This is a genomic window from Streptomyces sp. NPDC043896, assembly GCF_056435605.1.
The window spans coordinates 146,520-169,491 of record NZ_JBWKEE010000004.1 but is presented as its reverse complement, the minus strand read 5'-3'; the positions used below and the strand labels follow the sequence as shown (position 1 = coordinate 169,491).

The window sequence follows — 22,972 nt, the reverse complement described above, 5'->3', positions numbered from 1 at the left end:
TCTGTGCTATGCCTGCTCCAGGCTGCGGAGCCACAGCTCACAGGCCACGGTGGTGAGCAGCGCGCCGTCGTCCAGTTCGACGGAGTCCGGGCGTGCGCACAGGCATGCCAGGCGCTGCCCGTCGACCAGGCCAAGTTCCGCAAGCCGTGAGTCGGACCAGAGTTGGCTGAGATGCGGCGCGTAAGTGCGCAGCCCCACTGCCAGGTCCATGCTTCCTACCCCCTTGGTCGTCCTTGTGAGCAGGTCGGGGGCCACGATGCCGTGCATGGCGGCGGCGAGCAGCGGCTTGTAGGCGAAGGGCCGGGCCCGGTCCTCGATACGCACTGCGAGTGCGGCCTCCATTACCCGGTCGTCGAAGAAGGGCATGGAGAGGGGCAGTCCGGCAAAGGCGGTGATGTCCGTCAGAGCTCGCGCGAGGCGGGCTCCGTCGCGAATCCCGTCGAGCTCGAGATGGCGTCCCGGGGTGGAGGCCAGCGGTGCCGCCGTCTGCGCGGCCTGCCGGACTTCCTCGTGAATCGTCTCTACGGCGGATGGTGTGAGCCAGGGCGGCATGGTCGCCCCGAGTCCCCAGGTGAGAATGGGGAACCGCGGGTCCGCCCCGGTGCCCGAAGTCGCCGACGTCGCCAACCAGCGCTGGTAGGAGCCAGGGCTGATCAGTTGTCTGGCCATGCCGATCCACGGCCAGCCGAACATGCCGCGATAGGCATTCATGTGGCGCAGGGCCAGCAAGGGCCGGCTGCGTAGGAGGTCTGCGGTCAGGGTCGGCAGGCCGACGAACAAGTGGTCACCGCCGTGGCCGGTGAGGTGGAGGTCTGCGCCCTCCCGGCGCGGAATCTCCGTCATTGCCAGGACTCGTGCCCGGCTGGCGACGGCGATGGACGGCTCGTCCAGCGGCTCGGTCGCCCGGTCCAGCTGTGCGTAGACCAGCGGCAGGCGTTCGGCCGGGATCACTCGGTGGTCGACCTGGCAGGCGTGGCTCACGGCGCGTGCGGCCCAGGCCGCGTCCTCGTCCAAGGGGTCGCGGCTGGCGGCCGTCACGGCCATGACCGGTTGCTCCCGCTCGGCGAGGAAGAACAGTGCCGTGGAGTCGAAGCCGCCCGACAGTTCGCTGCTGACTCTCGTCCGCCCCCGCGCATGCTGCCGAACCGAAAGGCTCAGGGCTTCCCGTACCCGATCCGCGCCGGCGGCCAGCGTTCTGCTCGGTGCCGGCGGGCACCACCAGCACTCGACCCGCCTGTCCCGCCCGTTGCTCAGGACGAGACAGTGCCCCGGTGGGACTGTCTCGATGCCGCGCCACAGCCCACGCTCGGGTAAGGGATGGGGCACGGGCTCCAGCAGCCGGAGCGCCAGCGCGGACCGATCCAGCGGTGCCCCCGTCAGCCGCGCGAGCGTGCGGGCCCGGTCGCTGGCCCAGATGTGGCCGACGTGCTCTGTGTAGGACACCTGCCGGAGCCCCGACGCGGTGCCTTGTACGCGAGATCTCCCGGCAATGCGGGCGATGACGTGGAACACCCCGGGCAGCGAGGTGATGAATCCGTCCAGGTCCGCAACGCTCGCGCATGCTGAAAGGGCAGTTGCCATCTGGTCCTGGGGCACGTCGCCAGGCCCTATGAGGGCGAGCGTCTTCCCGTCTGCGTGGACGACGGAGAGAGTGGCGAAGGGCAGGTCTGCCAGGATCCAGGGCCGCCCGGAAGGGTGGGGCACGACGTGTGTCGGCTCGAAGGGAAGGCACCCGACAGCCGCAGTGGCCGCATCGTGGTCAGGTGCCACCACAAAACTGTCCATGGGATGCCGGGTACCTTCCTACCTCGTTGAGCCGCGGTTACGGGATCAGCCGACCAACCAGCTGGTCGGAGAGGATCCGGCCGAACCCGGCCGTAGCGGCCGCGAACGCGCCACGCTCGATCAGAGCAGGGGCCTCGTAGAACTTCTTCATCTCATTCACCTCCTCCCGTGCTGTGATGACTCCACTCTGCCCCCCCTGCAGCCCCGTGCCCATTGGCTTCAGAGCCAGTCTTTGCGTGTATGCGAACGCAGTCAGACACACCTTCAGGCGTGACTGGAGTTCCAACTTCGAGAGGATGCTGCCGGTGTGGGCGCGTACCGTCCGCTCCGTCACCACCAGTTCGTCGGCGATCTCGGCGTTGCTGGCCCCGTCGGCCAGTAGCCGGAACACCTGGAGCTCTCTGCTGCTGAGCCGGCTGACGCGGTGCAGAGCCGGCACCCACTCGGGCATCGTTGATCTCGGTCGCATGACGACGTGCCTCCCCCTGTGCCTGAGGACGGAAAGAGCCACTGGCGAACGAGGCGTAGACCTCTCGGCTGCCTCAACTCAGGTGAAGACCCAGTGAGCGGAGGGTCTGCACACCAGTGGAACTTGCGTGTGGGGACCATAACTTGACGGCCCACCCCCTTCAACTCATGTCCCAAAACTGGCACGATCGTTGTTGACACAGGTGGAGACCCGGTGAGGGCCGGAGGGGCCATGAGCGACAAGGCAGGGCAGAGCCTGGCCGACAGGCTGAACCAGCTCTTCGCAACGGTTCGTCCCGATCCGCATCACGAGTACAGCAACGAGTACGTCGCCGCCGCGATCAGGCAGTCGACTGCAGACGTCTCCATCTCCCAGAGCTACATCTGGCAGCTCCGCAACGGGCGAAAGAACAACCCGACGCTCAAGCACCTTCAGGCATTGGCTGGGTTCTTCGGCGTGCCGACCGCTTACTTCGTCGAGGACGAGGCGGCAGACCGGATCACGGAACAGCTGGAAGCCCTCGCCTCCGAGCAAGCCCGGCTCCACGAGGCGTCCAAGGGCGACGACGTGAAACTGATGGCCATGCGAGCCGGTCAGTTGTCGCCCGAGCATCGGAAGCAGGTGATGGACCTGCTCGATGTCGTGTATCGCCTGGAGCAGGCGGAACGGGAAATCCTTCCCCGTGATTGACTGATTCTCTGCTGGCCGCCTGCAGAGCCGCGCTGTTGGATGGGATCGCACCCTGGCAACGCGATCGGAGAGACGCCTTGAAAGAGCGAGAGCTGAGACGCCAATGCAGGCGAACTCTCCGGTCCCTTGGAATCCAGCCACCACTTCATGTGCCAGCCTTCTGCCGGGCATTGGGAGAGCATAGGCGGCGCCCCATCCGACTGATCGACTACCCCCTGCCTGTTCCCGGACCCTACGGCGTGTGGATTGCCAGCAAATCGGCGGACTACATCTTCTACCAGAGGGAGACCAGCAGGGCCCATCAGGATCACATCATCCTGCACGAGGTCGGCCACATTCTGGCAGGCCACCAGAGCGACGAAATGGACGACGAGTTCTGGCAGTCGATGGCCCCAGAGCTGTCCGTCGACGTCATCAAGCGAGCGCTCCGACGAACCTCGTACGACGATGACCGGGAACGAGAAGCCGAGCTTGTCGCCACCATCATCCTGGAATGGGCCTCCGTACTGAACCGCGTGACCCCGAAGACAGGGGACGACCAATCGGCTCGACGCATTAATTCCGCACTGGGTGACAGACTGGGGTGGTTATAGCCGTGGTGCTGTCCTCACTCCTCGGAGGAATTCTCCTCCTGGCGCTCTGCTGGAAGATTAGCCAGCTGGTCAAGGCACCCTCCGACAGGGTCCTCCGGTCGGTAACGCTATGCATCCTCTGCGCCGCACTGTCATTCCCTCTGGGACTCACCTCAGTTGCACGGTACGTCGATTCACTGACCGGTGACGGAATCGCGAAGCTGCTGCAGAACGCACTGCTTCTCGTCCTTGTCTACTTCCTGCAATGCGTCTTCCTCTATTCGGCATCGGATCGCACGGCGGGCAACAAGCGCGCACGGAGGGAACTGATACCCCTGACCTCCGCCATCGGTATCGCCACATTGGCCATGGCTATCACACCGGGGCCAGAACGCGCCCATACGTACGCGACGGCGAACATGCGCGAACCGGGAGTCGCTCTCTTCTACCTCGCGGCAGGTATCTACCTCGTCTACGGGCTGGCCTTGGCACTGTGGTGGACATTGCACTACGTACGGGTGTCAAACGAGCCGCTGCGCACCGGTTTGCGGCTGGTGGCGGCCGCGTTGACCGCCATGGTGCTGATGGGGTCGCTTCGCGAGACGCTCACCGTGACGCGCTGGGCCGGCGAATCCGTACCGGCGGCCCTCATAGTTGGAGCGAAGCTGCTCCTGGACATCGCGATCCCGCTGTTCGTCGCGGGGATTCTCTATCCTGCGGCCGCCACGCGATGGAGGACCGGCCGCCTGTGGGCGCATCGTCGTCGGATGTACCGGCGGCTGACCCCGCTGTGGACGGCTCTGCACGAGGCTTTCCCGGAGGACTCCCTCCACCGCACGCCTGCAGGGGGCTTGCGCGACGCGCTGCGCGTCCGCGGGATTCACCGCCGGTACTACCGGCGCGCCATCGAGTGCCGGGACGGTCTCGTACGCATCAGCCCCTATCTCGCAGAGCTGGATGCCCCGATGGAACCCTCCGCCCCACTCCCACCAGGACGAGCAGCGGTACACCTTCGCAAGGCGCTGGCCGCGTACACGGCGGGAGCACCGGCACCCGGACGAGCCATTGCCGTGGCCCTGCCCGGAGGCAACGACCTTGACGACGACGTGAGGCAGCTCGTGGCGCTCTCGGACGCGCTGCGGACCTACCAGGAAGGCGCATGATGCACACCGTGATTTCGGCGGAGCGGATGGTCTCCGGCCCCGGCGGGAGGGTGGTTCGCGACGGGGCCGTGCATGTCCGGCGGGGCGTGATCGTGGCCGCCGGACCGCGCCCGGAGGTCGAGGCACAGGTCGAACCCGCAGTTCCCCGTCTTCACTTCCCCGAAGGTACGTTGCTGCCCGGGCTCATCGACGCCCACGTCCACCTCGCGCTCGACGCCGGCCCCGACCCCGTGGAGACCCTGCGGGCCTCGTCCGACACCGACCTGTACGCCGGGATGGCGATGCGCTCGGCACAGCTCCTAGCCACAGGAGTCACGACCGTACGCGATCTCGGCGACAGGGGAGGACTGGCCGTCCGCCTACGGGACGAGATTACGGCCGGGCGGCTGTCGGGTCCGCGCATCCTCGCCGCCGGGACACCTCTGACCGCGCCCGGCGGGCACTGTTGGTTCCTCGGCGGGGAGGTCGAAGGCGAAGGCGCGATCCGCGCCGCAGTACGCCGTAACGCGGCAAGCGGTGTCGACCTCATCAAGGTGATGTCCACCGGAGGCGGCATCACCAAGGGCGGACCACCTGTCTGGCAGGCCCAGTTCACCATGCGCGAGATGCGCGTCGTCGTGGAGGAGGCCCATAGGGCCGGGCTGCCGGTGGCCGCCCACGCGCACGGCACGGAGGGCATCGCGGCCGCAGTGGCCGCCGGCGTCGACAGCATCGAGCACTGCACCTGGATGGCCCGGGACGGCTTCGACGTACGCAAAGAACTGGTGGCCGCCATGGCCGACCAGGGCATCGCCGTCTGCCCTGCCGCCAGTCCCGACTGGCGGGGCTTCGCGGAGCGCTTCGGCCCGGAGCGGGCCGAGGAGATGTTCGGGCGGATCCGGTGGATGACGGAGAGCGGGGTACGACTCCTGCCTGGAACCGACGCCGGTGTGCCCCGCGCCGTCTTCGACGGCTTCGTCTCCAGCCTGGAGTTCTTCGAACACATCGGAATGACGCCGGCCGAGATCATCGACCTTGCCACGGCAGGAGCGGCCGAGGCGCTGGGCATCGCCCACGACACCGGCCGGCTCGCCCCCGGTCACCGCGCCGACCTCCTCGTCGTCGAGGGCGACCCACTGACCGACCTGAGCGTCCTGCGCGCGGTCCGCCTGGTCCTGGCCGAAGGCCGGCCATTCGGCCCCGAGACTGCACTTTCTCTCCCGTCCGATGGCCGCGACCGGTAATAAGCACGCCACCGGGGCGTTACTCCTGACCTGGGTGGGCTCCGTCGCCAACCGCCCGGACCGACAGCAGTGGGCCAGGCCCGACCTTGTCTCCGGGGCACCAGCGCGGGTCCTGGCGGCGGACCGGTCACTCGTCCGCGCCGAAACCACCCGCGTCGGTGCCTCAGTCAGACCTTCTCGGCCAGCACCCGCGGGTGCTCCGCCGTGAGCATTCGAATTTCCTCCACGTCGGAAGTCAGGATCGTCAGCCGGCCTGGCTGGGCAAGGCCCGCGGCAGAGAGCATCGCGTCGATGGCGTACTTGTTGCCGTGGAGACCGGAGCCCGCAGCAGAGCAGCGGCCGACTGCGCATCACCTGGGTCACCGGCTCCACCCGCAGCCGTGACAGGGTCCGCCCGAAAGCCGCGTCACTGGCACTCGGATGGATCACCTCGACCCTTCCGAGTGCCATGTCGCGACCCGCTTGGGCTGCCCCGCGCAGCGGCCCTGCCGCGCACGCACGTCTACGCGGCCAACCTGGCTGACGGACTCTCAGAACGTGCGTCATTCGTGCGTCAAGACTTGCCGCCGCCCACCCACTCCACGAGCTGACCGCCCGCGGAAACCCCGGAAACCGCAGGCCGGACGGCCTCGCCCGCTTCCACTCGTTGCACAAGAGGAAACAGGTCGAGCAAACCGAGCAGCCCCAAGAAACCCCAGGTCAGAGGTCCTCTCGGGCCGGTTCCAGAATGGCGACGCACTCCACGTGGTGGGTCATCGGGAACAGGTCGAACACGCGCAGCGTGCGGACCTTGTAGCCCGCCGCCTGGAAGTAGCCCAGGTCGCGGGCCAGGGCCGCCGGGTCGCAGGCGACGTACGCGATGCGGCGGGCCGAGAGGCTCGCGATGTGGCGGACCGTCTGCTTGCCGGCGCCCGCGCGGGGCGGGTCCAGGACGATCAGGTCGCATTCGGTGATGCCGGTGCGCGGGAGGGCGGTGTCGACCTTGCCCTGTTCGATGCGGACCCGGGGGAAGTCCGCCAGGTTGTGGCGGGCGTCCTCCACCGCGCGCTTGCCCGACTCGATGCCGAGGACCGCGCCGGTCTCGCCGAGGCGTTCCGCGAGGGCCCCCGCGAAGATGCCGACGCCGCAGTAGAGGTCGAGGGCCATCTCGCCCTTGCGCGGCATCAGGCCCTGCATGACGGCCTTGATCAGGGTGTCGGCGGCCTGAGGGTGGACCTGCCAGAAGCCGCCCATGCCGACGCGGTACGTACGGCCGTCCGCGCGCTCGCGGACGAAGGGGCGGCCGTGGACGCGGTGCGTGGCGCCGTCCTTCTCCTCGACCCGGAGCACCGAGACCGGCTTGTCGAGCTCCACCAGGGGGAGCCGGCCGCCGGGGCGCGGGGTGAGGACGACCTGGCGGTCGCCGGAGCCCGTGGCGGCGATCGCCTCGACCGTCGCCATCTGGGGCCAGTCCTGCTTCTCGATGCCGAGTTCCGAGACGCCCGGGGCGGCGATCATGCAGTGGTCGACGGGCTCGATGTCGTGCGAGCGGTGCTTGCGCAGGCCGGCGCGCCCGGTCTCGTCGATCGCGTACTGGACCCGGGTGCGCCACTGCGGGACCTGGCCGGCGGGCAGCTTGTCGCCCTCGGCCGGCATGACGGTGCCGTCCCAGCCGGCCTCCTCCGGGGTGAGCCCGGCGAGCCGCTTCAGCTGCTCGGCGACGACCTCGCCCTTGAGCCGGCGCTGGGCGCCCGGCTTGGCGTGCTGCCAGTCGCAGCCGCCGCACTTGCCGGGGCCGGCGTACGGGCAGGGCGCCTCGACGCGGTCCTTGGACGCGGTGAGGACGGTGACGGCGTCGGCGCGCAGGAAGCGGGAGTCCGTCTCGCCCTCCGTCACGCGCGCGACGACCCTCTCGCCGGGCAGGGTGTGGCGGACGAACAGGACGCGGCCGTCCGACGTGCGGGCGATGCAGTGGCCGCCGTGCGCGACGGGGCCGACCTCGACCTCGTACTCCTCCCCGACCAGTGACTGCTTCTCGTTCTGCTCGGTCATGGTGGGGAGGCTCCAAGGAAAGTGGATCGAAGAAAGGAAACGGCCGGAGGACCGACCCACCAGTTTACGTGGATCTCCTCCGGCCGTTCACCACCAGGACTACTTGCCCGCCGGGTCCTTCTGGCGCGGCCTCGGCGTGTCGACGGGGCCACGGCGCACCGAGCCCGGAGCGTTCCACTCCTGGCGCTTCTTCGCCCGCCGCTTGGCGAGCTCCGAGGACTCCAGCTGGTAGGGCACCGAGGTGACCATCACGCCGGGCGTGAAGAGCAGCCGGCCCTTGAGGCGCAGGGCGCTCTGGTTGTGCAGCAGGTGCTCGTACCAGCGTCCGACGACGTACTCGGGGATGTAGACGCTGACCGCGTCGCGCGGGTTCTCGCTGCGCAGCCCCTTCACGTACTCGACCACGGGGCGGGTGATCTCGCGGTAGGGCGAGTCGAGGATCTTCAGCGGGACGTTGATCCCGCGCCGGTCCCATTCCGTCCGCAGCGCCTTGGTCTCGGCCTGGTCGACGCTGATGCTGAGCGCCTCCAGGGTGTCCGAGCGGGTCAGCTTCGCGAAGGCCAGGGCGCGCAGGGTCGGCTTGTGGACCTTGGAGACCAGGACGATCGAGTGGACCCGGGAGGGGCGCACGCTGTCGTCGCTGGGGCCCTCGTCGGCGGCGATCTCGGCGGCGACCCGGTCGTAGTGCTTCCGGATGGCGCTCATCGTGCCGTAGAAGATCAGCATGCCGAGCAGGGCGACCCAGGCGCCGTGGGTGAACTTGGTGGCCAGTACGACCACCAGCACCATGCCCGTGAAGAAGGCGCCGAAGGTGTTGATCGCCCGCGAGCGGATCATCCGGCGGCGGGCGGACTGGTCGCGCTCGGTCTTCAGGTGGCGGTTCCAGTGCCGGACCATGCCGATCTGGCTCAGCGTGAAGGAGACGAAGACGCCGACGATGTAGAGCTGGATCAGCTTCGTGGAGTCCGCGTCGTAGATCCACACCAGCAGTATGGCGGCGCCCGCGAGCAGCACGATGCCGTTGGAGAAGGCGAGGCGGTCGCCGCGGGTGTGCAGCTGGCGCGGCAGGTAGCGGTCCTGGGCGAGGATCGAGCCGAGCAGCGGGAAGCCGTTGTAGGCGGTGTTCGCGGCCAGGAAGAGGACGAGCGCGGTGGCGGTCGCCAGGACGATGAACAGGATGCTGCCGTTGCCGAAGACGGCCTCGGCCACCTGGGAGATCACCGGGTGCTGGACGAATCCCTCGCCGACCGGGACGCCGTTCTCCAGCAGGTTGGTGGCGGGGGCCTCGGCCATCTTCACGCCGGTGGCCATGGCCAGGCCGATGATCCCGCAGAACATGGTGACGGCCAGGGCGCCCATGAGGGCGAGCGTCGTGGCGGCGTTCTTGCTCTTGGGCTTGCGGAAGGCCGGTACGCCGTTGCTGATCGCCTCGACGCCGGTGAGGGCGGCACAGCCGGAGGAGAAGGCGCGCAGCAGCAGGAAGACCAGCGCGAAGCCGGCCAGCCCCTGGTGTTCGGCCTTGATCTCCAGGTTGGCGGTCGGGGCCTCCATCGTGTCGCCCATCACGAGGCCGCGCCAGGCGCCCCAGGCGATCATCACGAAGACGGCGCCGACGAACACGTACGTGGGGATGGCGAAGAGCTTGCCGGATTCCTTCACTCCGCGCAGATTCATCAGCGTGAGGAGCAGAATCATGACGATCGCCGAGAGCACCTTGTGCTCGATGACGAAATCGACGGCGGAGCCGAGATTCTCCACGCCGGAGGAAATGGATACGGCGACGGTGAGGACGTAGTCGACGAGCAGCGCGCTCGCCACGGTGAGGCCGGCCTGCGGTCCGAGGTTGGTGTTGGCCACCTCGTAGTCGCCGCCGCCGCTCGGGTAGGCGTGGACGTTCTGGCGGTAGGAGGCCACCACGGTGAACATCAGCACGACGACCGCGGCGGCGATCCAGGGGCTGAAGTGGTACGCCGACACACCCGCGATGGAGAGGACCAGCAGCACCTCGCCGGGGGCATATGCCACCGAGGAGAGGGGGTCGGATGCGAACACGGGAAGGGCGATCCGCTTGGGGAGGAGCGTTTCCCCGAGGCGGTCGCTGCGCAGCGCCCGGCCGATCAGGATCCGTTTGGGCACGTCGGTCAGTTTGGACACGCAGAGGATCGTAAGCGTTCGAAATGTGGCTGACGAACCCCCTGCCCCCGATCCCCACCAATGCGCCGCCAATGAAGCACCTGCCGGACCCCAAATGGTCACACTGGTGACCGCCCGTGTGTAGCTTGGGCCATGGTCTGAGACCCTGATTAGCCAGAGCATGCAATGAGGCTGGAAACCAGCGAGCCGCTGTCAGCCGGAAGGACGGCCGTGCACATCGTCATTATGGGCTGCGGAAGAGTGGGTTCCGCTCTCGCGCAGACCTTGGAACAGCAGGGGCATACGGTCGCCGTGGTCGACCAGGACCCCACCGCATTCCGCAGGCTGGGGGCCTCCTTCGGCGGCCGCCGAGTCACCGGCGTCGGCTTCGACCAGGACACGCTGCGTGAGGCCGGGATCGAGGAGGCGGGCGCCTTCGCCGCCGTCAGCAGTGGTGACAATTCCAACATCATCGCCGCCCGCGTGGCGCGCGAGATGTTCGGTGTGGAGAACGTCGCCGCCCGCATCTACGACCCCAAGCGCGCCGAGGTGTACCAGCGCCTCGGCATCCCCACCGTCGCGACCGTACGGTGGACCGCCGACCAGATGCTGCGCCGGCTGCTCCCCTCGGGCGCGGAGCCGCTGTGGCGCGACCCGAGCGGCGGCGTGCAGCTGGCGGAGGTGCACACCTCCGCGGCCTGGATCGGCCACAAGGTCAGCAAGCTCCAGGACGAGACCGGCGTCCGTGTCGCGTTCCTCACCCGCCTGGGCGAGGCGATGCTGCCGACTTCGCAGACCGTCCTCCAGGAGGGCGACCTCGTCCACGTGATGATGCGCACGGACGAGGTCGACAAGGTCGAGGCGGCCTTCGCCGAGGGTCCCGAGGAGGCACACGCATGAGGGTCGCGATCGCCGGAGCCGGGGCCGTGGGCCGCTCCATCGCGGGCGAGCTGCTGGAGAACGGCCACGAGGTGCTCCTCGTGGACAAGGCGCCGACCGCCATCTCGGTGGAGCGGGTTCCGCAGGCGGAATGGCTGCTCGCCGACGCCTGCGAGATCACCTCGCTCGACGAGGCGGCGCTCCAGCGCTGCAACGTGGTCATCGCCGCGACGGGCGACGACAAGGTCAACCTGGTCGTCTCCCTGCTCGCGAAGACCGAGTACGGGGTCCCGCGGGTGGTGGCCCGCGTGAACAACCCGAAGAACGAGTGGCTCTTCAACGAGTCCTGGGGCGTCGACGTCGCGGTCTCCACCCCGCGCCTGATGTCGGCCCTGGTCGAGGAGGCCGTCAGCGTCGGCGACCTGGTGCGCCTGCTGCGCTTCAGCCACGGCGACGCCAACCTCGTCGAGCTGACCCTGTCGGCCGACTCCTCCGTCGCGGGCACCCAGATCAGCGAGATCGCCTGGCCGGAGGACACGTCCCTGGTGACGATCATCCGCGGCAACCGGGTGCTCACCCCGCACGGCGAGGAGACCCTGGAACCGGGCGACGAGCTCCTCTTCGTGGCCGCCCAGGCCCGCGAGGAGCAGCTGGAGGACCTCCTCCAGGCGCGCCGCTAGCGGGCCGGCGCGAGAAGGGGCGGGGCGACCTGGTGGCCGCCCCGCCCCTTCTCCCGTCCTCCGCGTCCTCAGGCCCGCTTGTGGCGACCGGACTGCCCCGGCTGCGCCGACGGGCCGGCCTGCGCGGCTTGCGCGGCCTGCGCCGCCTCCTCGGCCTCGTACTCGGCGATCACGTCGATCGGCGGCGGCGCCTTCGCCAGGAAGACCCAGGTGAAGTACACGGCCAGCACCATCGGCGGCAGCTTCAGCGCGATCAGCACCCAGCCCAGCTGCGTCTCGTCCCCCCACCAGTACAGCGGGAAGAGGATCGCGTACTTCGCCAGGAAGATAAGGCCCCAGGCCAGGCTGGCCTTGGTGTACGCCTTCTTGCGGCCCGGGTTGCGGGTGCGCCAGGACAGGTTCTCCCGGAACACCGGCCCCAGGATCACGCCCAGCAGCGGGAACCCGACCAGCGCCGAGACCGTGAACGCCAGGCCCAGGCAGACGCCGTAGATCATGCCGGGCAGGTAGAAGCCCTTGGCGCTGCCCGTGAAGAGGGCGAAGGCGACACCGACGCCGACGCCGAAGACACCGCTGAAGGCGTGCTTGACCGTGTCCTTGCGCAGCAGCCGGACGATCACCAGCAGCACCGCGACCACGCCCGCCGCGATGGCGGACATCTTCACGTCCTTGTTGATCGTGTAGATCATCACGAAGAGCAGGCCGGGGAGCATCGTCTCCACGGTGCCCCGGACGCCGCCGAAGGCGTCGAAGAGCGCCGCCTGCGTGACCGCCTTCTGGTCGTCACCGGCGGGCGCGGCGCCCGGGTCCGGCGTGGACGGTTTGTCGAGTGACGTCACCGGTCAGTGCTCCTGTCCGAGCGGTCGGAGTTCGTACTTCGGGTTGAAGAGCACCCGGCGGCCGTGGCTCATCGAGATCCGCCCCGAAGCGATCATGCGCCGGCCGGGCTCGATTCCCACGATCGAGCGACGCCCGAGCCACACCACGTCCAGCGCGGCGGAGCCGTCGAACAGCTCGGCCTCCAGGGCCGGCACGCCCGCGCGGGGCCGGAGGGTGACGGTACGCAGGGTCCCGGTCACCTTCACTATCTGACGGTCGTGGCAGTCGCAGATCCGCGTGCACCCCGCGGCCTCTGCGTCCTCCTGAAGTTCCGCCGAATGCAGCTCCTCCTGGGAGGTGGACAGCCGCTCTATCATCCGGCGGAACCGGCCCGCCGGCCTGGCCGGTTTCGCGGGCTTCTCGGGACGCGGTTCAGCACTCATACAGGAAGCGTACCGGCGCCCCCGCCGGCTCTCGAAGCCCCGTTATTTCTCAAAGCGGTACCCCATCCCCGGTTCGGTGATGAAGTGCCGCGGGTGCGACGGGTCCGCCTCCAGCTTGCGGCGCAGCTGGGCCATGTAGACCCGGAGGTAGTTGGTCTCCGTCCCGTACGAGGGACCCCAGACCTCCTGGAGGAGCTGCTTCTGGCTGACGAGCTTCCCGCCGTTGCGCACCAGCACCTCCAGCAGGTGCCACTCGGTGGGCGTGAGCCGTACGTCGCGCCCCTCGCGCACGGCCTTCTTGGCGGCGAGGTCCACGGTGAACCCGTCGGTCTCCACGACCACCTCGTCCTCGCCGGTGCCGGCGGCCGGCTCGGCGCGGCGCACGGCGGCGCGCAGCCGGGCCAGCAGCTCGTCCATGCCGAAGGGCTTGGTGACGTAGTCGTCGGCGCCGGCGTCGAGGGCCTCGACCTTCTCGTCGGAGCTGTGCCGGGCGGAGAGCACGAGGATCGGCACCCGCGTCCAGCCGCGGAGCCCCTTGATCACCTCGACCCCGTCCATGTCGGGCAGGCCGAGGTCGAGGACGACCACGTCGGGGTGGCGGGCGGCCGCGAGTTCCAGGGCCTCCGCCCCGTCGGCAGCCGCGTCGACCTCGTACCTGCGCGCCTTGAGGTTGATCACGAGGGCTCGGACGATCTGCGGCTCGTCGTCCACCACGAGCACCCGGGTCATCGGGGACCTGCTTTCTGTCGTTCGGGGAGGTCCCCGCTTGTCGGATCCTGCTCCCGGGGCCGTGCCCCGTCAACGCCGCCGGGGCCGTCCCCGGTTCCGGCGGGGTCCGGCGGGCCGCCGCGGGCCACGGCGCGCAGGGTGAGCACCATGGTCAGGCCGCCGCCCGGGGTGTCCTCGGCGGCGAGGGTGCCGTCCATGGCCTCGGCGAAGCCCCGTGCCACCGCGAGCCCCAGGCCCACGCCCGCGCCGCGCGGGGCGTCGCCGTACCGCTGGAACGGGGCGAATATGCGGTCCTTGGCCTCGTCGGGGACGCCGGGGCCGCGGTCGACGACGCGTACCTCGACGCGGTCGCCGATGAAGCTGGCGGCGACGAGGACCCGCTCCCCGCGGGGGCTGTACTTGACGGCGTTCTCGACCACGTTGGCCACGGTGCGCTCCAGCAGCCCCGGATCGGCCTCCACCATCGGCAGCGTCTCCGGCACGTCGAGCAGCACGCTGTCCTCCGGTACGCCGCCCAGCGCCATCGGGACCACCTCGTCGAGGTCGATCTCCCGGATCAGGGGCGTCACGGTGCCGGTCTGCAGCCGGGACATGTCCAGCAGGTTGCCCACGAGGTGGTCGAGCCGGTCGGCGCCCTCCTCGATCCCGGCCAGCAGTTCGGCGCGGTCCTCCTCGGACCAGTCCACGTCCTCGGAGCGCAGGGAGCTGACGGAGGCCTTGATGGAGGCCAGGGGCGTACGCAGGTCATGGCTGACGGCGGCCAGCAGGGCGGTCCTGATCCGGTTGCCCTCGGCCAGCCGGCGGGCCTCCTCGGCCTCCCCCACCAGGCGCTGGCGGTCCAGCACCACGGCGGCCTGGGCGGCGAAGGCGCCGAGCACCCGGCGGTCCTCGGCGGGCAGCACCCGCCCGGACAGGGCCAGGGCCATGTGGTCGCTGATCGGCATGTCCACGTCGGCGTCCTCGGGGCGGGCCGCCGGGCGGGGCCCCACGCTGCCGGCCCGGATCCAGGGCTCCACCTCGCCGGGCCGTTCCAGCAGGGCCACCGACTCCATCGCGAAGGTCTCGCGCACCCGCTCCAGCAGCGCGTCCAGGGCGGTCTCCCCGCGCAGCACGCTGCCGGCCAGGGTGGACAGGATCTCGGACTCGGCCCGCAGCCGGGCGGCCTGGTGCGTGCGCCGGGCGGCCAGGTCCACCACCGAGGCCACCGCCACGGCGACCCCGAAGAACACGGCGATGGCCATGATGTTCCTGGGGTCGGAGATGGTGAACCGGTGCACCGGCGGGGCGAAGAAGTAGTTCAGCAGCAGCGATCCGAACGCCGCCGAGGCCAGCGCCGGCCAGAGCCCGCCCAGCAGCGCGGCGGCCACGGTCAGCGCCAGGAAGAGCAGCATGTCGTTGGCGAGGCCGGGATCGGCGTCGATGTGGGTCAGCAGCAGGCACAGCAGGGCCGGGAAGACCACGCCGACCACCCAGCCGGCCACGATCCGCGGCCGGCCGAGCCGGGCCGCCGAGCGGGCCACGGGCAGCCCCCGCCCCCGGGCCACCTCCTCGTGGGTGACGATGTGCACGTCGAGGTCGGGCCCCGAGTCGCGGGCCACGGTGGCGCCCACCCCGGGCCCCAGCACGTACTGCCAGGCCTTGCGGCGGCTGGAGCCCAGGACGATCTGGGTGGCGTTGACCCCGCGGGCGAAGGCGAGGAGCGCCTCGGGGACGTTGTCGCCGATCACATGATGAAACGTTCCGCCCAGGTCCTCGACCAGGGTCCGCTGCACCGCGAGCTCCTTGGGGGAGGCCGAGGTCAGCCCGTCACTGCGGGCGATGTAGACGGCGAGGATCTCGCTCCCGGAGCCCTTGGCCGCCATCCGGGCGGCCCGGCGGATGAGGGTGCGGCCCTCGGGGCCGCCCGTGAGGCCCACCACGATCCGCTCGCGGGCCTGCCAGGTCGAGCGGATGTCGTGCTCGCCCCGGTACCGCTGGAGGTACTCGTCGGCCCGGTCGGCGACCCACAGCAGCGCCAGCTCGCGCAGCGCCGTCAGGTTGCCGGGCCGGAAGTAGTTCGACAGTGCCGCGTCGACCTTGTCCGGCCGGTAGACGTTGCCGTGCGCCATGCGCCGGCGCAGCGCCTGCGGGTCCATGTCGACCAGCTCGATCTGGTCGGCCCGCCGCACCACCTCGTCCGGGACGGTCTCGCGCTGGCGCACCCCGGTTATGGTCTCCACCACGTCCCCGAGGGACTCCAGGTGCTGGATGTTGACGGTGGTCACCACGTCGATGCCCGCGCGCAGCAGTTCCTCCACGTCCTGCCAGCGCTTGGCGTTGCGCGAGCCGGGGACGTTCGTGTGCGCGAGTTCGTCCACCAGGGCCACGGCGGGGCGGCGGGCGAGCACCGCGTCCACGTCCATCTCGGTGAAGACGGCCCCCCGGTAGGACAGCTCCCGCCTGGGCACCTGATCGAGGCCCCGCAGCATCACCTCGGTGCGCGGCCGCCCGTGGTGCTCCACGAAGCCCACGACGCAGTCGGTGCCCCGCTCGACCCGGCGGTGGCTCTCCGCGAGCATGGCGTACGTCTTGCCCACACCGGGTGCCGCGCCGAGATAGATCCTTAGCCTGCCGCGTCCCATGGGCTCATTCTCGGGGACGTTCCCGCTGTTCACGTACCGCAACGGCGGCTGCCGGACATCCCTGACACTTCCCTGACGCGGCCCGCCCCGTCCCGGACGCGCGAAGGCCCGCGGCCCCCGCCCCCTGGGGGGAGCGGAGCCCGCGGGCCGGAAGACACCCTGGTCCGGGTACCGGTCCGGGTCCGGGTCAGCGGACCTCGGTGATCTCCGGGCCGCGCTCCAGTTGGCCCATGCCGCCGGAGAAGCGCGAGCCCTCCTGCTCGTCGGCCGTCTGCACGCCGTCCGGCACCATCTGGGCGTCGTTCGGCAGCTTCAGGACGATCGGGTCGCGCGGGGCCATCGGGCCGTCGCCGCGGACGACGACGGTCTCCCGGAAGATCTGCTCCAGCACGCCGGCCGACTCGGGGCGCACCGCGCCCTGGCCGGAGATGACGCCGCGCAGGAACCAGCGCGGGCCGTCGACGCCGACGAAGCGCACCAGCTGGGCGCCCGTCTGGCCGTCGGGCAGCGGGACGGGGACCTGCGCGCGCAGCTCCCAGCCCAGCGGGCCGTCGACCTCGTCGATGATGCCGCCCTGCTGGGTGATGCCCGAGGCGATCTCGTCGCGGACCTCGCCCCAGATGCCCTCCTTCTTGGGCGCGGCGAAGGCCTGGAGCTGCACGGCGCTGTCGTTCAGGACGACGGTGGCCGCCACGATCGCGTCACCGGCGACCTCGACGCGCAGTTCCATGCCCTCGACACCGGGGACGAGGATGCCGCCCAGGTCGACGCGGCCGTCGGCCGGGTTGCCGGGCACCTCGGAGACGTCCCACGGGCCGTCGGGCCGCGGGGCGGGGGGCAGGTTCAGCCTGCGGGGCGCGGCGGAGTCGTCGCCGGCCTGCTCGTCGGCAGCCACGCCGTTCACGACCTGCTCGGCCGCGCCGCCGTCCTTGGCGGAGTCGTTCTTCTTGCGACGTCCGAACACGTCACTGTCCTTCCCGGTCGGATACGACCGAAGCGTAGCCATTCCCACCCTGCTGCTGACCAGCCCCGGATCCGGCCACGGCCGCATGACCGCCGGTGGAGCCGAACCCCCCGTCGGCCCGGGCCGAGCCGGGAAGTTCCGCCACCTCGTGGAAGCGCACCTTCTCGACCCGCTGGACAACCAGCTGGGCAATGCGGTCGAAGCGCTCGAACCGGACGCTCTCGCGCGGGTCGAGATTGACCACGATCACCTTGATCTCCCCACGGTACCCGGCATCCACCGTCCCCGGGGCATTCACGAGCGCAAGCCCGCAGCGAGCTGCCAGCCCGGAGCGCGGGTGCACGAAGGCCGCGTAGCCGTCGGGCAGGGCGATGGACACGCCGGTGGGCAGCACGGCCCGTTCCCCGGGCTCCAGCTCGGCGGCGACGGTGGTCACCAGGTCGCAGCCCGCGTCGCCGGGGTGGCCGTAGGCGGGGATGGGCACCTCGGGGTCGACGCGGCGGATCAGCACGTCGACGGGAGCGTGGTTGTTCTGGGACATCAGGGGTTCACCTCGAAGGCGCGTGCGCGCCTGACCTGGTCCGGGTCGGACATCGCCGCCCGGATCTCCTCGGGCCGACCGTTGTCGATGAAGTGGTCGACCTTCACCTCGATGAAGAGCGCGTCGGCGCGGACGGCGACGGGGCCGTCCGGGCCGCCTATCCGGCCCACCGCCGTGGAGTAGATCTTCCGGCCGGCGACGGCGGTGACCTCGGCCTCCAGGTGCAGCACGGTGTCCACGGGGACGGGCCGCACGAAGTCGGTCTCCAGCCGCCCGGTCACCGCGATCACGCGCAGCAGCCAGTTCAGGGAGCCCAGCGTCTCGTCCAGCGCGGTGGCCAGTACGCCGCCGTGGGCCAGACCGGGTGCGCCCTGGTGGGCGGGCTTGACGGTGAACTCCGCGGTGACGCGTACGCCCTCGCCCGCGCGCGCCTCCAGGTGGAGCCCGTGCGGCTGGCCCCCGCCGCACCCGAAACAGTGCTCGTAGTGCGCGCCGAGGAGTTCCCCGGGCGCCGGGGCGTCGGGGTGCCGGACCGGTGCGGCGGCGTCGGCCGGAGGCGTCAACGCTGTGTTTCGTCCACTCACAGCCGCTGACCTTACCCGCGCGGCTACCCGCCGGTCGCCTCGTGGGAGGCTTGGTCCCATGCAGCCCTCCCCCGCGCACCACGACGAACGCCTCTCCGCCCCCCGCTCCTGGTGGGGGATCGCCGCACTGACCGGGGTGGCGTGCGCGCTGATGCTGCTGCCGCTCGGCACCCTGCCCCTGCTGGCGGGGCTGGTCGGCGGCGCCGCGCTGACGGGGATGCTGGTGAGCTCGTACGGCTCCGCGCGCGTGCGCGTGGTGAACGGAGCGCTGGCGGCCGGCGACGCCCGGATCCCGGTGGCGGCCCTGGGCGAGCCGGAGGTGCTGGAGGCGGAGGAGGCGCGCGCCTGGCGCACGTACAAGGCCGACACCCGGGCCTTCATGCTGATGCGCAGCTACGTCCCGACGGCGGTCCGGATCGAGGTCACCGACCCGGCGGACCCGACCCCGTACGTGTACGTCTCCACCCGCGAGCCCCTGGCCCTGGCGGCGGCGATCCGCGCGGCGCGGACGGCCAGCGCCTGACGCCGCGGCCCGGCGGGCCCCTCCGGTCACGGCACCGGCCGGGCCGGGGCGGTCAGCCCCGGTCGTCGGGGCCTTCGATCGCGGGCCTGATGGCCTCGGGAAGGGGCTCGGAGGGGCGCTCCAGGGGCGGCAGGACGGGCAGGGCGTTCCAGGGCACGGCGCGCCGCCGCAGGTCTCCACGGACCTTCTCGGCGAGTTTCCTGGTGTCCCGGCGGTTCATCACCGCTCCGACGGCCGCGCCGACCATGAACGGCATGAGGTTGGGCAGGTTGCGGAACATCCGCTTCATGATCTGCTGGCGCAGTTCGCGCTTCATCTGACCGCCGAGCGCCGCGTTGAGCGTGGTCGGCTTGGTCAGGTCGATCCCGCGCTCCTCGGTCCAGGAGGTGAGGTAGGCGAGGCTGCGGTCCTTCAGGCCGCCCGGCGGGCGCTGCCCGTAGACCTCGTGCAGCTCGGCGATGAGCTTCAGCTCGATCGCGGCGACCGCGGTGATCTCGGCGGCCAGCTCCGCCGGCATCGCGGGCGGGACGGGCAGCATGGCCGCGGCACCGATGCCGGCGCCCACGGTCGAGGTGCCGTTGGCCGCCCCGGCGATCAGTTTGTCGGCCAGCTGATCGGGGCCGAGGCCGGGGAACTGCGCGCGCAGGGTCGCGAGGTCCCGTACCGGAACGCGCGGGGCGTTCTCGATGATCCGTTCGGTGATGTACAGGGCGGCGGCTTTCGCGCTATCGCCGCCCTTGCGCACACCGTTCTTGACGGCTTGCATCCGACGCGTCCCGGGCCTGCCCCGGGACTCCTCGTCCGCCACTGTGGCCGACGGCACCGCCGCGGCGGTGTCGGACGGCACGACAGTCGTTCCGAAGGGCCGGCCGTCGGCGTCCGCGGGGCCCGTTTCCGGGCCCGTGGCCACCGCCGGTGCCTGCGCCTCCGGATCGCCAGATTTCCGGAAACGTCGCTTCCGAAAGGGCGTCGAGCCGGTCACGGCCGTCCTCAGTCGCAGTCGCGGCAGATCGGCTGGCCGTTCTTCTCGCGCGCCAGCTGGCTGCGGTGGTGCACCAGGAAGCAGCTCATGCAGGTGAACTCGTCGGCCTGCTTGGGCAGCACCCGGACGGCCAGCTCCTCGTTGGAGAGGTCGGCACCCGGGAGCTCCAGGCTCTCGGCGCCGTCGAAGTCCTCGATGTCGACGCTCGACGTGACCTTGTCACTGCGCCGGGCCTTGAGTTCTTCGATGCTGTCGTTGTCGACGTCGTCGTCGGTCTTGCGTGGGGTGTCGTAGTCCGTTGCCATTTTTTCGCTCTCCCCCTCTGGGATTTAGCGGTGTCTCAGCGCACGTAACGCGCGAGAGGCCGGACTTGTGCCCGACCTGAGGCGGAGATTTTGCCTCACATCAAGGTCTGTTACTCAATCGACACCCAGCCACGCACCCGAAGGACTCCGTGGCCGGGATGTCGAGCGGGACCGTACACGGTCCCGGGGCCGTCTTGCACGAACGCCACCCCGTCTAATTCCCGCCACCAGGGGGGCCGGAAACCCGGACTTCCCGGGCTTTCCGGCCGCCTTGGGGTCACAGAACGCGCATGCCCCGACACTCGGCACTGTGATCGATCACACAGGAACCGCCCCTGTCCGCCGCCCTCCGGTTCCGCTGACGGCGAACAGGTTCCGGTCGGATCAGAGGGGCAGCGTGACACGCATCACGAGGCCACCGCCCTCTCGCGGGGTTGCCAGGATCCGGCCGCCGTGCGCGCGCGCCACGGAGCGCGCGATCGACAGGCCGAGCCCCACACCCTTGTCACTGCCCGTTCGCTCCGTACGCAGCCGCCTGAAGGGCTCGAAGAGGTTGTCCACCTCGTACGCGGGAACCACGGGACCCGTGTTCGAGACGACGAGCACCGCCTGGCCGTGCTGGACCTCGGTGGTGACCTCCACCCAGCCGCCCTCCGGGACGTTGTACCGGACGGCGTTCTGCACCAGGTTGAGGGCGATCCGCTCCAGCAGCACGCCGTTGCCCTGGACCACGGCCAGGGCGCGCTCGCCGCGGATCTCCACGCCCTTGGCGAGGGCCTCGCCGCGGGCCTGGTCGATGGCGCGCGAGGCGACCTCCGCCAGGTCGACCGGCTTGCGTTCGACGATCTGGTTCTCGCTGCGGGCCAGCAGCAGCAGGCCCTCGACCAGCTGCTCGCTGCGCTCGTTGGTGGCCAGCAGCGTCTTGCCCAGCTGCTGGAGCTCCACCGGGGCTCCGGGGTCCGAGAGGTGGACCTCCAGCAGCGTCCGGTTGATGGCCAGCGGGGTCCGCAGTTCGTGCGAGGCGTTGGCCACGAACCGCTGCTGGGCCGTGAAGGCCCGCTCCAGGCGGTCGAGCATCTCGTCGAAGGTGTCGGCGAGCTCCTTCAGCTCGTCGTCCGGCCCGTCCAGCTCGATCCGCCGGGTCAGGTCGGAGCCCACCACCCGGCGGGCCGTACGGGTGATCTTGCCGAGCGGCGAGAGCACCCGGCCGGCCATCGCGTAGCCGAAGGCGAAGGCGATGATGCTGAGGCCCAGCAGGGCCATCAGGGAGCGGCTGAGCAGGTCGTCCAGGGCGTGCTTGCGCTGGTCGAGGATGCACTGCGAGATCGCGGCGTTGAACTGGTCGATCGACTGGTCGATGCCCACGCCGGAGCAGGTGGTGCTGGAGACCTCGACCTTCGAGCCGCCGACGATCTTGAAGGGGAGAGCGTTGCCCTCCCTCAGGGCCTGCGCGGCCAGCAGGTAGATGATCGACAGCAGCAGGATGCCGGCGATCAGGAACATGCCGCCGTACAGCAGCGTGAGCCTTATCCGGATGGTCGGCCGCAGCCAAGGGAAGGGACCCTCGGGCTGGCCGGGGTCCCAGGTCGGTTTCGGTGGCGCCGCGGGTGGCGCCGGCGTCGGGGCCATCGGGTCAGATCCGGTAGCCGGAGCCGGGCACGGTCACGATGACGGGCGGCTCCCCGAGCTTGCGGCGCAGGGTCATGACGGTCACCCGGACCACGTTGGTGAACGGGTCGGTGTTCTCGTCCCAGGCCTTCTCCAGCAGCTGCTCGGCGGACACCACGGTCCCCTCGCTGCGCATGAGCACCTCCAGCACCGCGAACTCCTTGGGCGCCAGCTGCACCTCGCGGCCCTCGCGGAACACCTCGCGCCGGTTCGGGTCCAGCTTGATCCCGGCCCGCTCCAGTACGGGCGGGAGCGCGACGGTGGTGCGGCGGCCGAGGGCGCGCACGCGGGCGGTCAGCTCGGTGAAGGCGAACGGCTTGGGCAGGTAGTCGTCGGCACCCAGTTCCAGGCCCTCGACGCGGTCGCTGACGTCCCCGGAGGCTGTGAGCATGAGCACGCGCGTGGCCATGCCCAGTTCGATGATCTTCCGGCAGACGTCGTCTCCGTGCACCAGCGGAAGGTCCCGGTCGAGCACGACGACGTCGTAGTCGTTCACCCCGACGCGCTCCAGTGCCGCGGCGCCGTCGTACACGACGTCCACGGCCATGGCCTCCCGGCGCAGGCCGGTGGCCACCGCATCGGCGAGCAGCTGCTCGTCCTCGACGACGAGTACGCGCACGTCGTTTCCTTCCTTCGAGCCCCTTCAGGGCACACGTGTGTTGCGCCTCCATCCTGCCGGTTTCGGCCGTAAACCGGCTGTAAGGCGCCCCTGGGGCCCTCCTGGGGCGTGTGGGCGGGGTGGAAGTGAGGATTCCCTCGCCTTACGAGGTTTCTGGGCCCAGGGTGCCGGGGAGGACGACAGCACACCCCAACCACACCCTGACGCGGCGGACTGCACCATGCTCTCCCGCCGCCGACCCACGCAGAGGGGGCGCACCCACCATGGACGCATTCACCGCGGGTCTCCTGCAGCGCATCAAGGCCACGCAGTCGGACCTCAGCAAGGCCCGTGAGACGGGCGACGACTACCTCGCGGATGTGGAACAGGCCGAGCTGGAAGACCTCCAGCGGCTGGCCGCCGAACACGGCGTGCCGGTCTCGGCCGCCTGACCCGGGGGCACCACCGGGCTCCAGCGCGACCACAGGGCCCCGGGGGGGGGGGGGGGGGGGGGGGGGGGGGGGGTTTTGTGGATGCTGTGGTTTTTTGCTTTTTTTCTGTTTTTGTTTC

23 protein-coding genes and 1 pseudogene are annotated in these 22,972 nt (G+C 70.3%); 8 read left to right on the top strand and 16 right to left on the bottom strand.

Annotated elements, in window-relative coordinates; genetic code table 11:
• Positions 1-6: 6 nt before the first annotated feature.
• Positions 7-1,785, bottom strand: a complete 1,779-nt coding sequence (locus AC069X_RS07265; protein ID WP_478726017.1) for an asparagine synthase-related protein — start codon at positions 1,783-1,785, stop codon at positions 7-9.
• A gap of 37 nt (positions 1,786-1,822) precedes the next feature.
• Positions 1,823-2,296: a response regulator transcription factor gene (locus AC069X_RS07260; RefSeq protein ID WP_478726015.1), complete on the bottom strand. Its 474-nt coding sequence runs from the start codon at positions 2,294-2,296 to the stop codon at positions 1,823-1,825.
• 189 nt (positions 2,297-2,485) lie between these two features.
• Between AC069X_RS07260 and AC069X_RS07255 the strand changes: the two genes are divergently transcribed.
• The 4 genes from AC069X_RS07255 to AC069X_RS07240 all read left to right on the top strand — a co-directional run bounded on the left by AC069X_RS07255 (position 2,486) and on the right by AC069X_RS07240 (position 5,902).
• Entirely contained in the window at positions 2,486-2,944 is a 459-nt protein-coding gene (locus tag AC069X_RS07255; RefSeq protein WP_478726013.1) for a helix-turn-helix domain-containing protein, read from the top strand.
• A gap of 239 nt (positions 2,945-3,183) precedes the next feature.
• Positions 3,184-3,537, top strand: coding sequence for a hypothetical protein (locus tag AC069X_RS07250; protein WP_478726011.1), 354 nt, complete (start codon positions 3,184-3,186; stop codon positions 3,535-3,537).
• 2 nt (positions 3,538-3,539) lie between these two features.
• Complete coding sequence (locus AC069X_RS07245; protein ID WP_478726009.1) at positions 3,540-4,679, top strand: MAB_1171c family putative transporter; 1,140 nt, start codon at positions 3,540-3,542, stop codon at positions 4,677-4,679.
• Positions 4,676-5,902 carry a metal-dependent hydrolase family protein gene (locus AC069X_RS07240; RefSeq protein WP_478726008.1) on the top strand — a complete coding sequence of 409 codons (1,227 nt, stop codon included), beginning with the start codon at positions 4,676-4,678 and terminating at the stop codon, positions 5,900-5,902. Before AC069X_RS07245 ends, AC069X_RS07240 begins: the two co-directional genes overlap by 4 nt.
• Before the next feature lie 167 nt (positions 5,903-6,069).
• Here the strand turns inward: AC069X_RS07240 and AC069X_RS07235 are convergent.
• From AC069X_RS07235 to AC069X_RS07225, 3 genes and pseudogenes are all read right to left on the bottom strand, one after another.
• A pseudogene (locus tag AC069X_RS07235) lies at positions 6,070-6,337 on the bottom strand (DNA-binding protein); the annotation flags it as partial.
• Between the two features lie 264 nt (positions 6,338-6,601).
• Positions 6,602-7,933: a class I SAM-dependent RNA methyltransferase gene (locus AC069X_RS07230; protein ID WP_478726006.1), complete on the bottom strand. Its 1,332-nt coding sequence runs from the start codon at positions 7,931-7,933 to the stop codon at positions 6,602-6,604.
• Positions 7,934-8,032: 99 nt separating this feature from the next.
• A complete protein-coding gene (locus AC069X_RS07225; RefSeq protein WP_478726004.1) occupies positions 8,033-10,087 on the bottom strand; it encodes an APC family permease in 2,055 nt (684 codons plus the stop codon).
• Positions 10,088-10,297: 210 nt separating this feature from the next.
• Between AC069X_RS07225 and AC069X_RS07220 the strand changes: the two genes are divergently transcribed.
• Together AC069X_RS07220 and AC069X_RS07215 are read left to right on the top strand one after the other, a co-directional pair.
• Complete coding sequence (locus AC069X_RS07220; RefSeq protein ID WP_478726003.1) at positions 10,298-10,966, top strand: potassium channel family protein; 669 nt, start codon at positions 10,298-10,300, stop codon at positions 10,964-10,966.
• Positions 10,963-11,625, top strand: coding sequence for a potassium channel family protein (locus tag AC069X_RS07215; RefSeq protein WP_478726001.1), 663 nt, complete (start codon positions 10,963-10,965; stop codon positions 11,623-11,625). The genes AC069X_RS07220 and AC069X_RS07215 overlap by 4 nt, the downstream gene beginning before the upstream one ends.
• Positions 11,626-11,693: 68 nt before the next feature.
• Here the strand turns inward: AC069X_RS07215 and AC069X_RS07210 are convergent, their stop codons facing one another.
• From AC069X_RS07210 to AC069X_RS07180, 7 genes are all read right to left on the bottom strand, one after another.
• On the bottom strand, positions 11,694-12,464 hold the full coding sequence (locus AC069X_RS07210; protein ID WP_478725999.1) for a DUF3159 domain-containing protein: 771 nt from the start codon (positions 12,462-12,464) through the stop codon (positions 11,694-11,696).
• A gap of 3 nt (positions 12,465-12,467) precedes the next feature.
• A complete protein-coding gene (locus tag AC069X_RS07205; RefSeq protein WP_125816976.1) occupies positions 12,468-12,887 on the bottom strand; it encodes an OB-fold nucleic acid binding domain-containing protein in 420 nt (139 codons plus the stop codon).
• A 42-nt stretch (positions 12,888-12,929) separates the two neighbouring features.
• Positions 12,930-13,616 carry a response regulator gene (locus AC069X_RS07200; protein ID WP_478725997.1) on the bottom strand — a complete coding sequence of 229 codons (687 nt, stop codon included), beginning with the start codon at positions 13,614-13,616 and terminating at the stop codon, positions 12,930-12,932.
• Positions 13,613-16,237 carry a DUF4118 domain-containing protein gene (locus AC069X_RS07195; protein ID WP_478725995.1) on the bottom strand — a complete coding sequence of 875 codons (2,625 nt, stop codon included), beginning with the start codon at positions 16,235-16,237 and terminating at the stop codon, positions 13,613-13,615. The genes AC069X_RS07200 and AC069X_RS07195 overlap by 4 nt, the downstream gene beginning before the upstream one ends.
• A gap of 187 nt (positions 16,238-16,424) precedes the next feature.
• Positions 16,425-17,201: a DUF3710 domain-containing protein gene (locus AC069X_RS07190; RefSeq protein ID WP_478725993.1), complete on the bottom strand. Its 777-nt coding sequence runs from the start codon at positions 17,199-17,201 to the stop codon at positions 16,425-16,427.
• Position 17,202: 1 nt separating this feature from the next.
• Positions 17,203-17,742, bottom strand: a complete 540-nt coding sequence (gene dut, locus AC069X_RS07185) for a dUTP diphosphatase (RefSeq protein WP_469114681.1) — start codon at positions 17,740-17,742, stop codon at positions 17,203-17,205.
• Positions 17,742-18,326 (bottom strand): PaaI family thioesterase, encoded by a 585-nt coding sequence (locus AC069X_RS07180; RefSeq protein ID WP_478725990.1) that lies wholly within the window; start codon positions 18,324-18,326, stop codon positions 17,742-17,744. Before AC069X_RS07180 ends, dut begins: the two co-directional genes overlap by 1 nt.
• A gap of 58 nt (positions 18,327-18,384) precedes the next feature.
• Here AC069X_RS07180 and AC069X_RS07175 point away from each other — a divergent pair, with 58 nt between their 5' ends.
• On the top strand, positions 18,385-18,849 hold the full coding sequence (locus AC069X_RS07175; protein ID WP_478725989.1) for a DUF3093 domain-containing protein: 465 nt from the start codon (positions 18,385-18,387) through the stop codon (positions 18,847-18,849).
• 52 nt (positions 18,850-18,901) lie between these two features.
• Here AC069X_RS07175 and AC069X_RS07170 read toward each other — a convergent pair whose 3' ends face one another.
• From AC069X_RS07170 to AC069X_RS07155, 4 genes are all read right to left on the bottom strand, one after another.
• On the bottom strand, positions 18,902-19,831 hold the full coding sequence (locus AC069X_RS07170; protein ID WP_478725987.1) for a hypothetical protein: 930 nt from the start codon (positions 19,829-19,831) through the stop codon (positions 18,902-18,904).
• A gap of 8 nt (positions 19,832-19,839) precedes the next feature.
• Positions 19,840-20,136: a DUF4193 domain-containing protein gene (locus AC069X_RS07165; protein ID WP_007267048.1), complete on the bottom strand. Its 297-nt coding sequence runs from the start codon at positions 20,134-20,136 to the stop codon at positions 19,840-19,842.
• A gap of 384 nt (positions 20,137-20,520) precedes the next feature.
• The gene (locus AC069X_RS07160) at positions 20,521-21,765 is read right to left on the bottom strand and encodes a sensor histidine kinase (protein ID WP_478725985.1); all 1,245 of its coding nucleotides are present in this window, start codon (positions 21,763-21,765) and stop codon (positions 20,521-20,523) included.
• A 4-nt stretch (positions 21,766-21,769) separates the two neighbouring features.
• A complete protein-coding gene (locus tag AC069X_RS07155) occupies positions 21,770-22,423 on the bottom strand; it encodes a response regulator transcription factor (protein ID WP_045948703.1) in 654 nt (217 codons plus the stop codon).
• Positions 22,424-22,686: 263 nt separating this feature from the next.
• Here AC069X_RS07155 and AC069X_RS07150 point away from each other — a divergent pair, with 263 nt between their 5' ends.
• Positions 22,687-22,854 carry a hypothetical protein gene (locus AC069X_RS07150; RefSeq protein WP_164720975.1) on the top strand — a complete coding sequence of 56 codons (168 nt, stop codon included), beginning with the start codon at positions 22,687-22,689 and terminating at the stop codon, positions 22,852-22,854.
• Positions 22,855-22,972 lie beyond the last annotated feature (118 nt).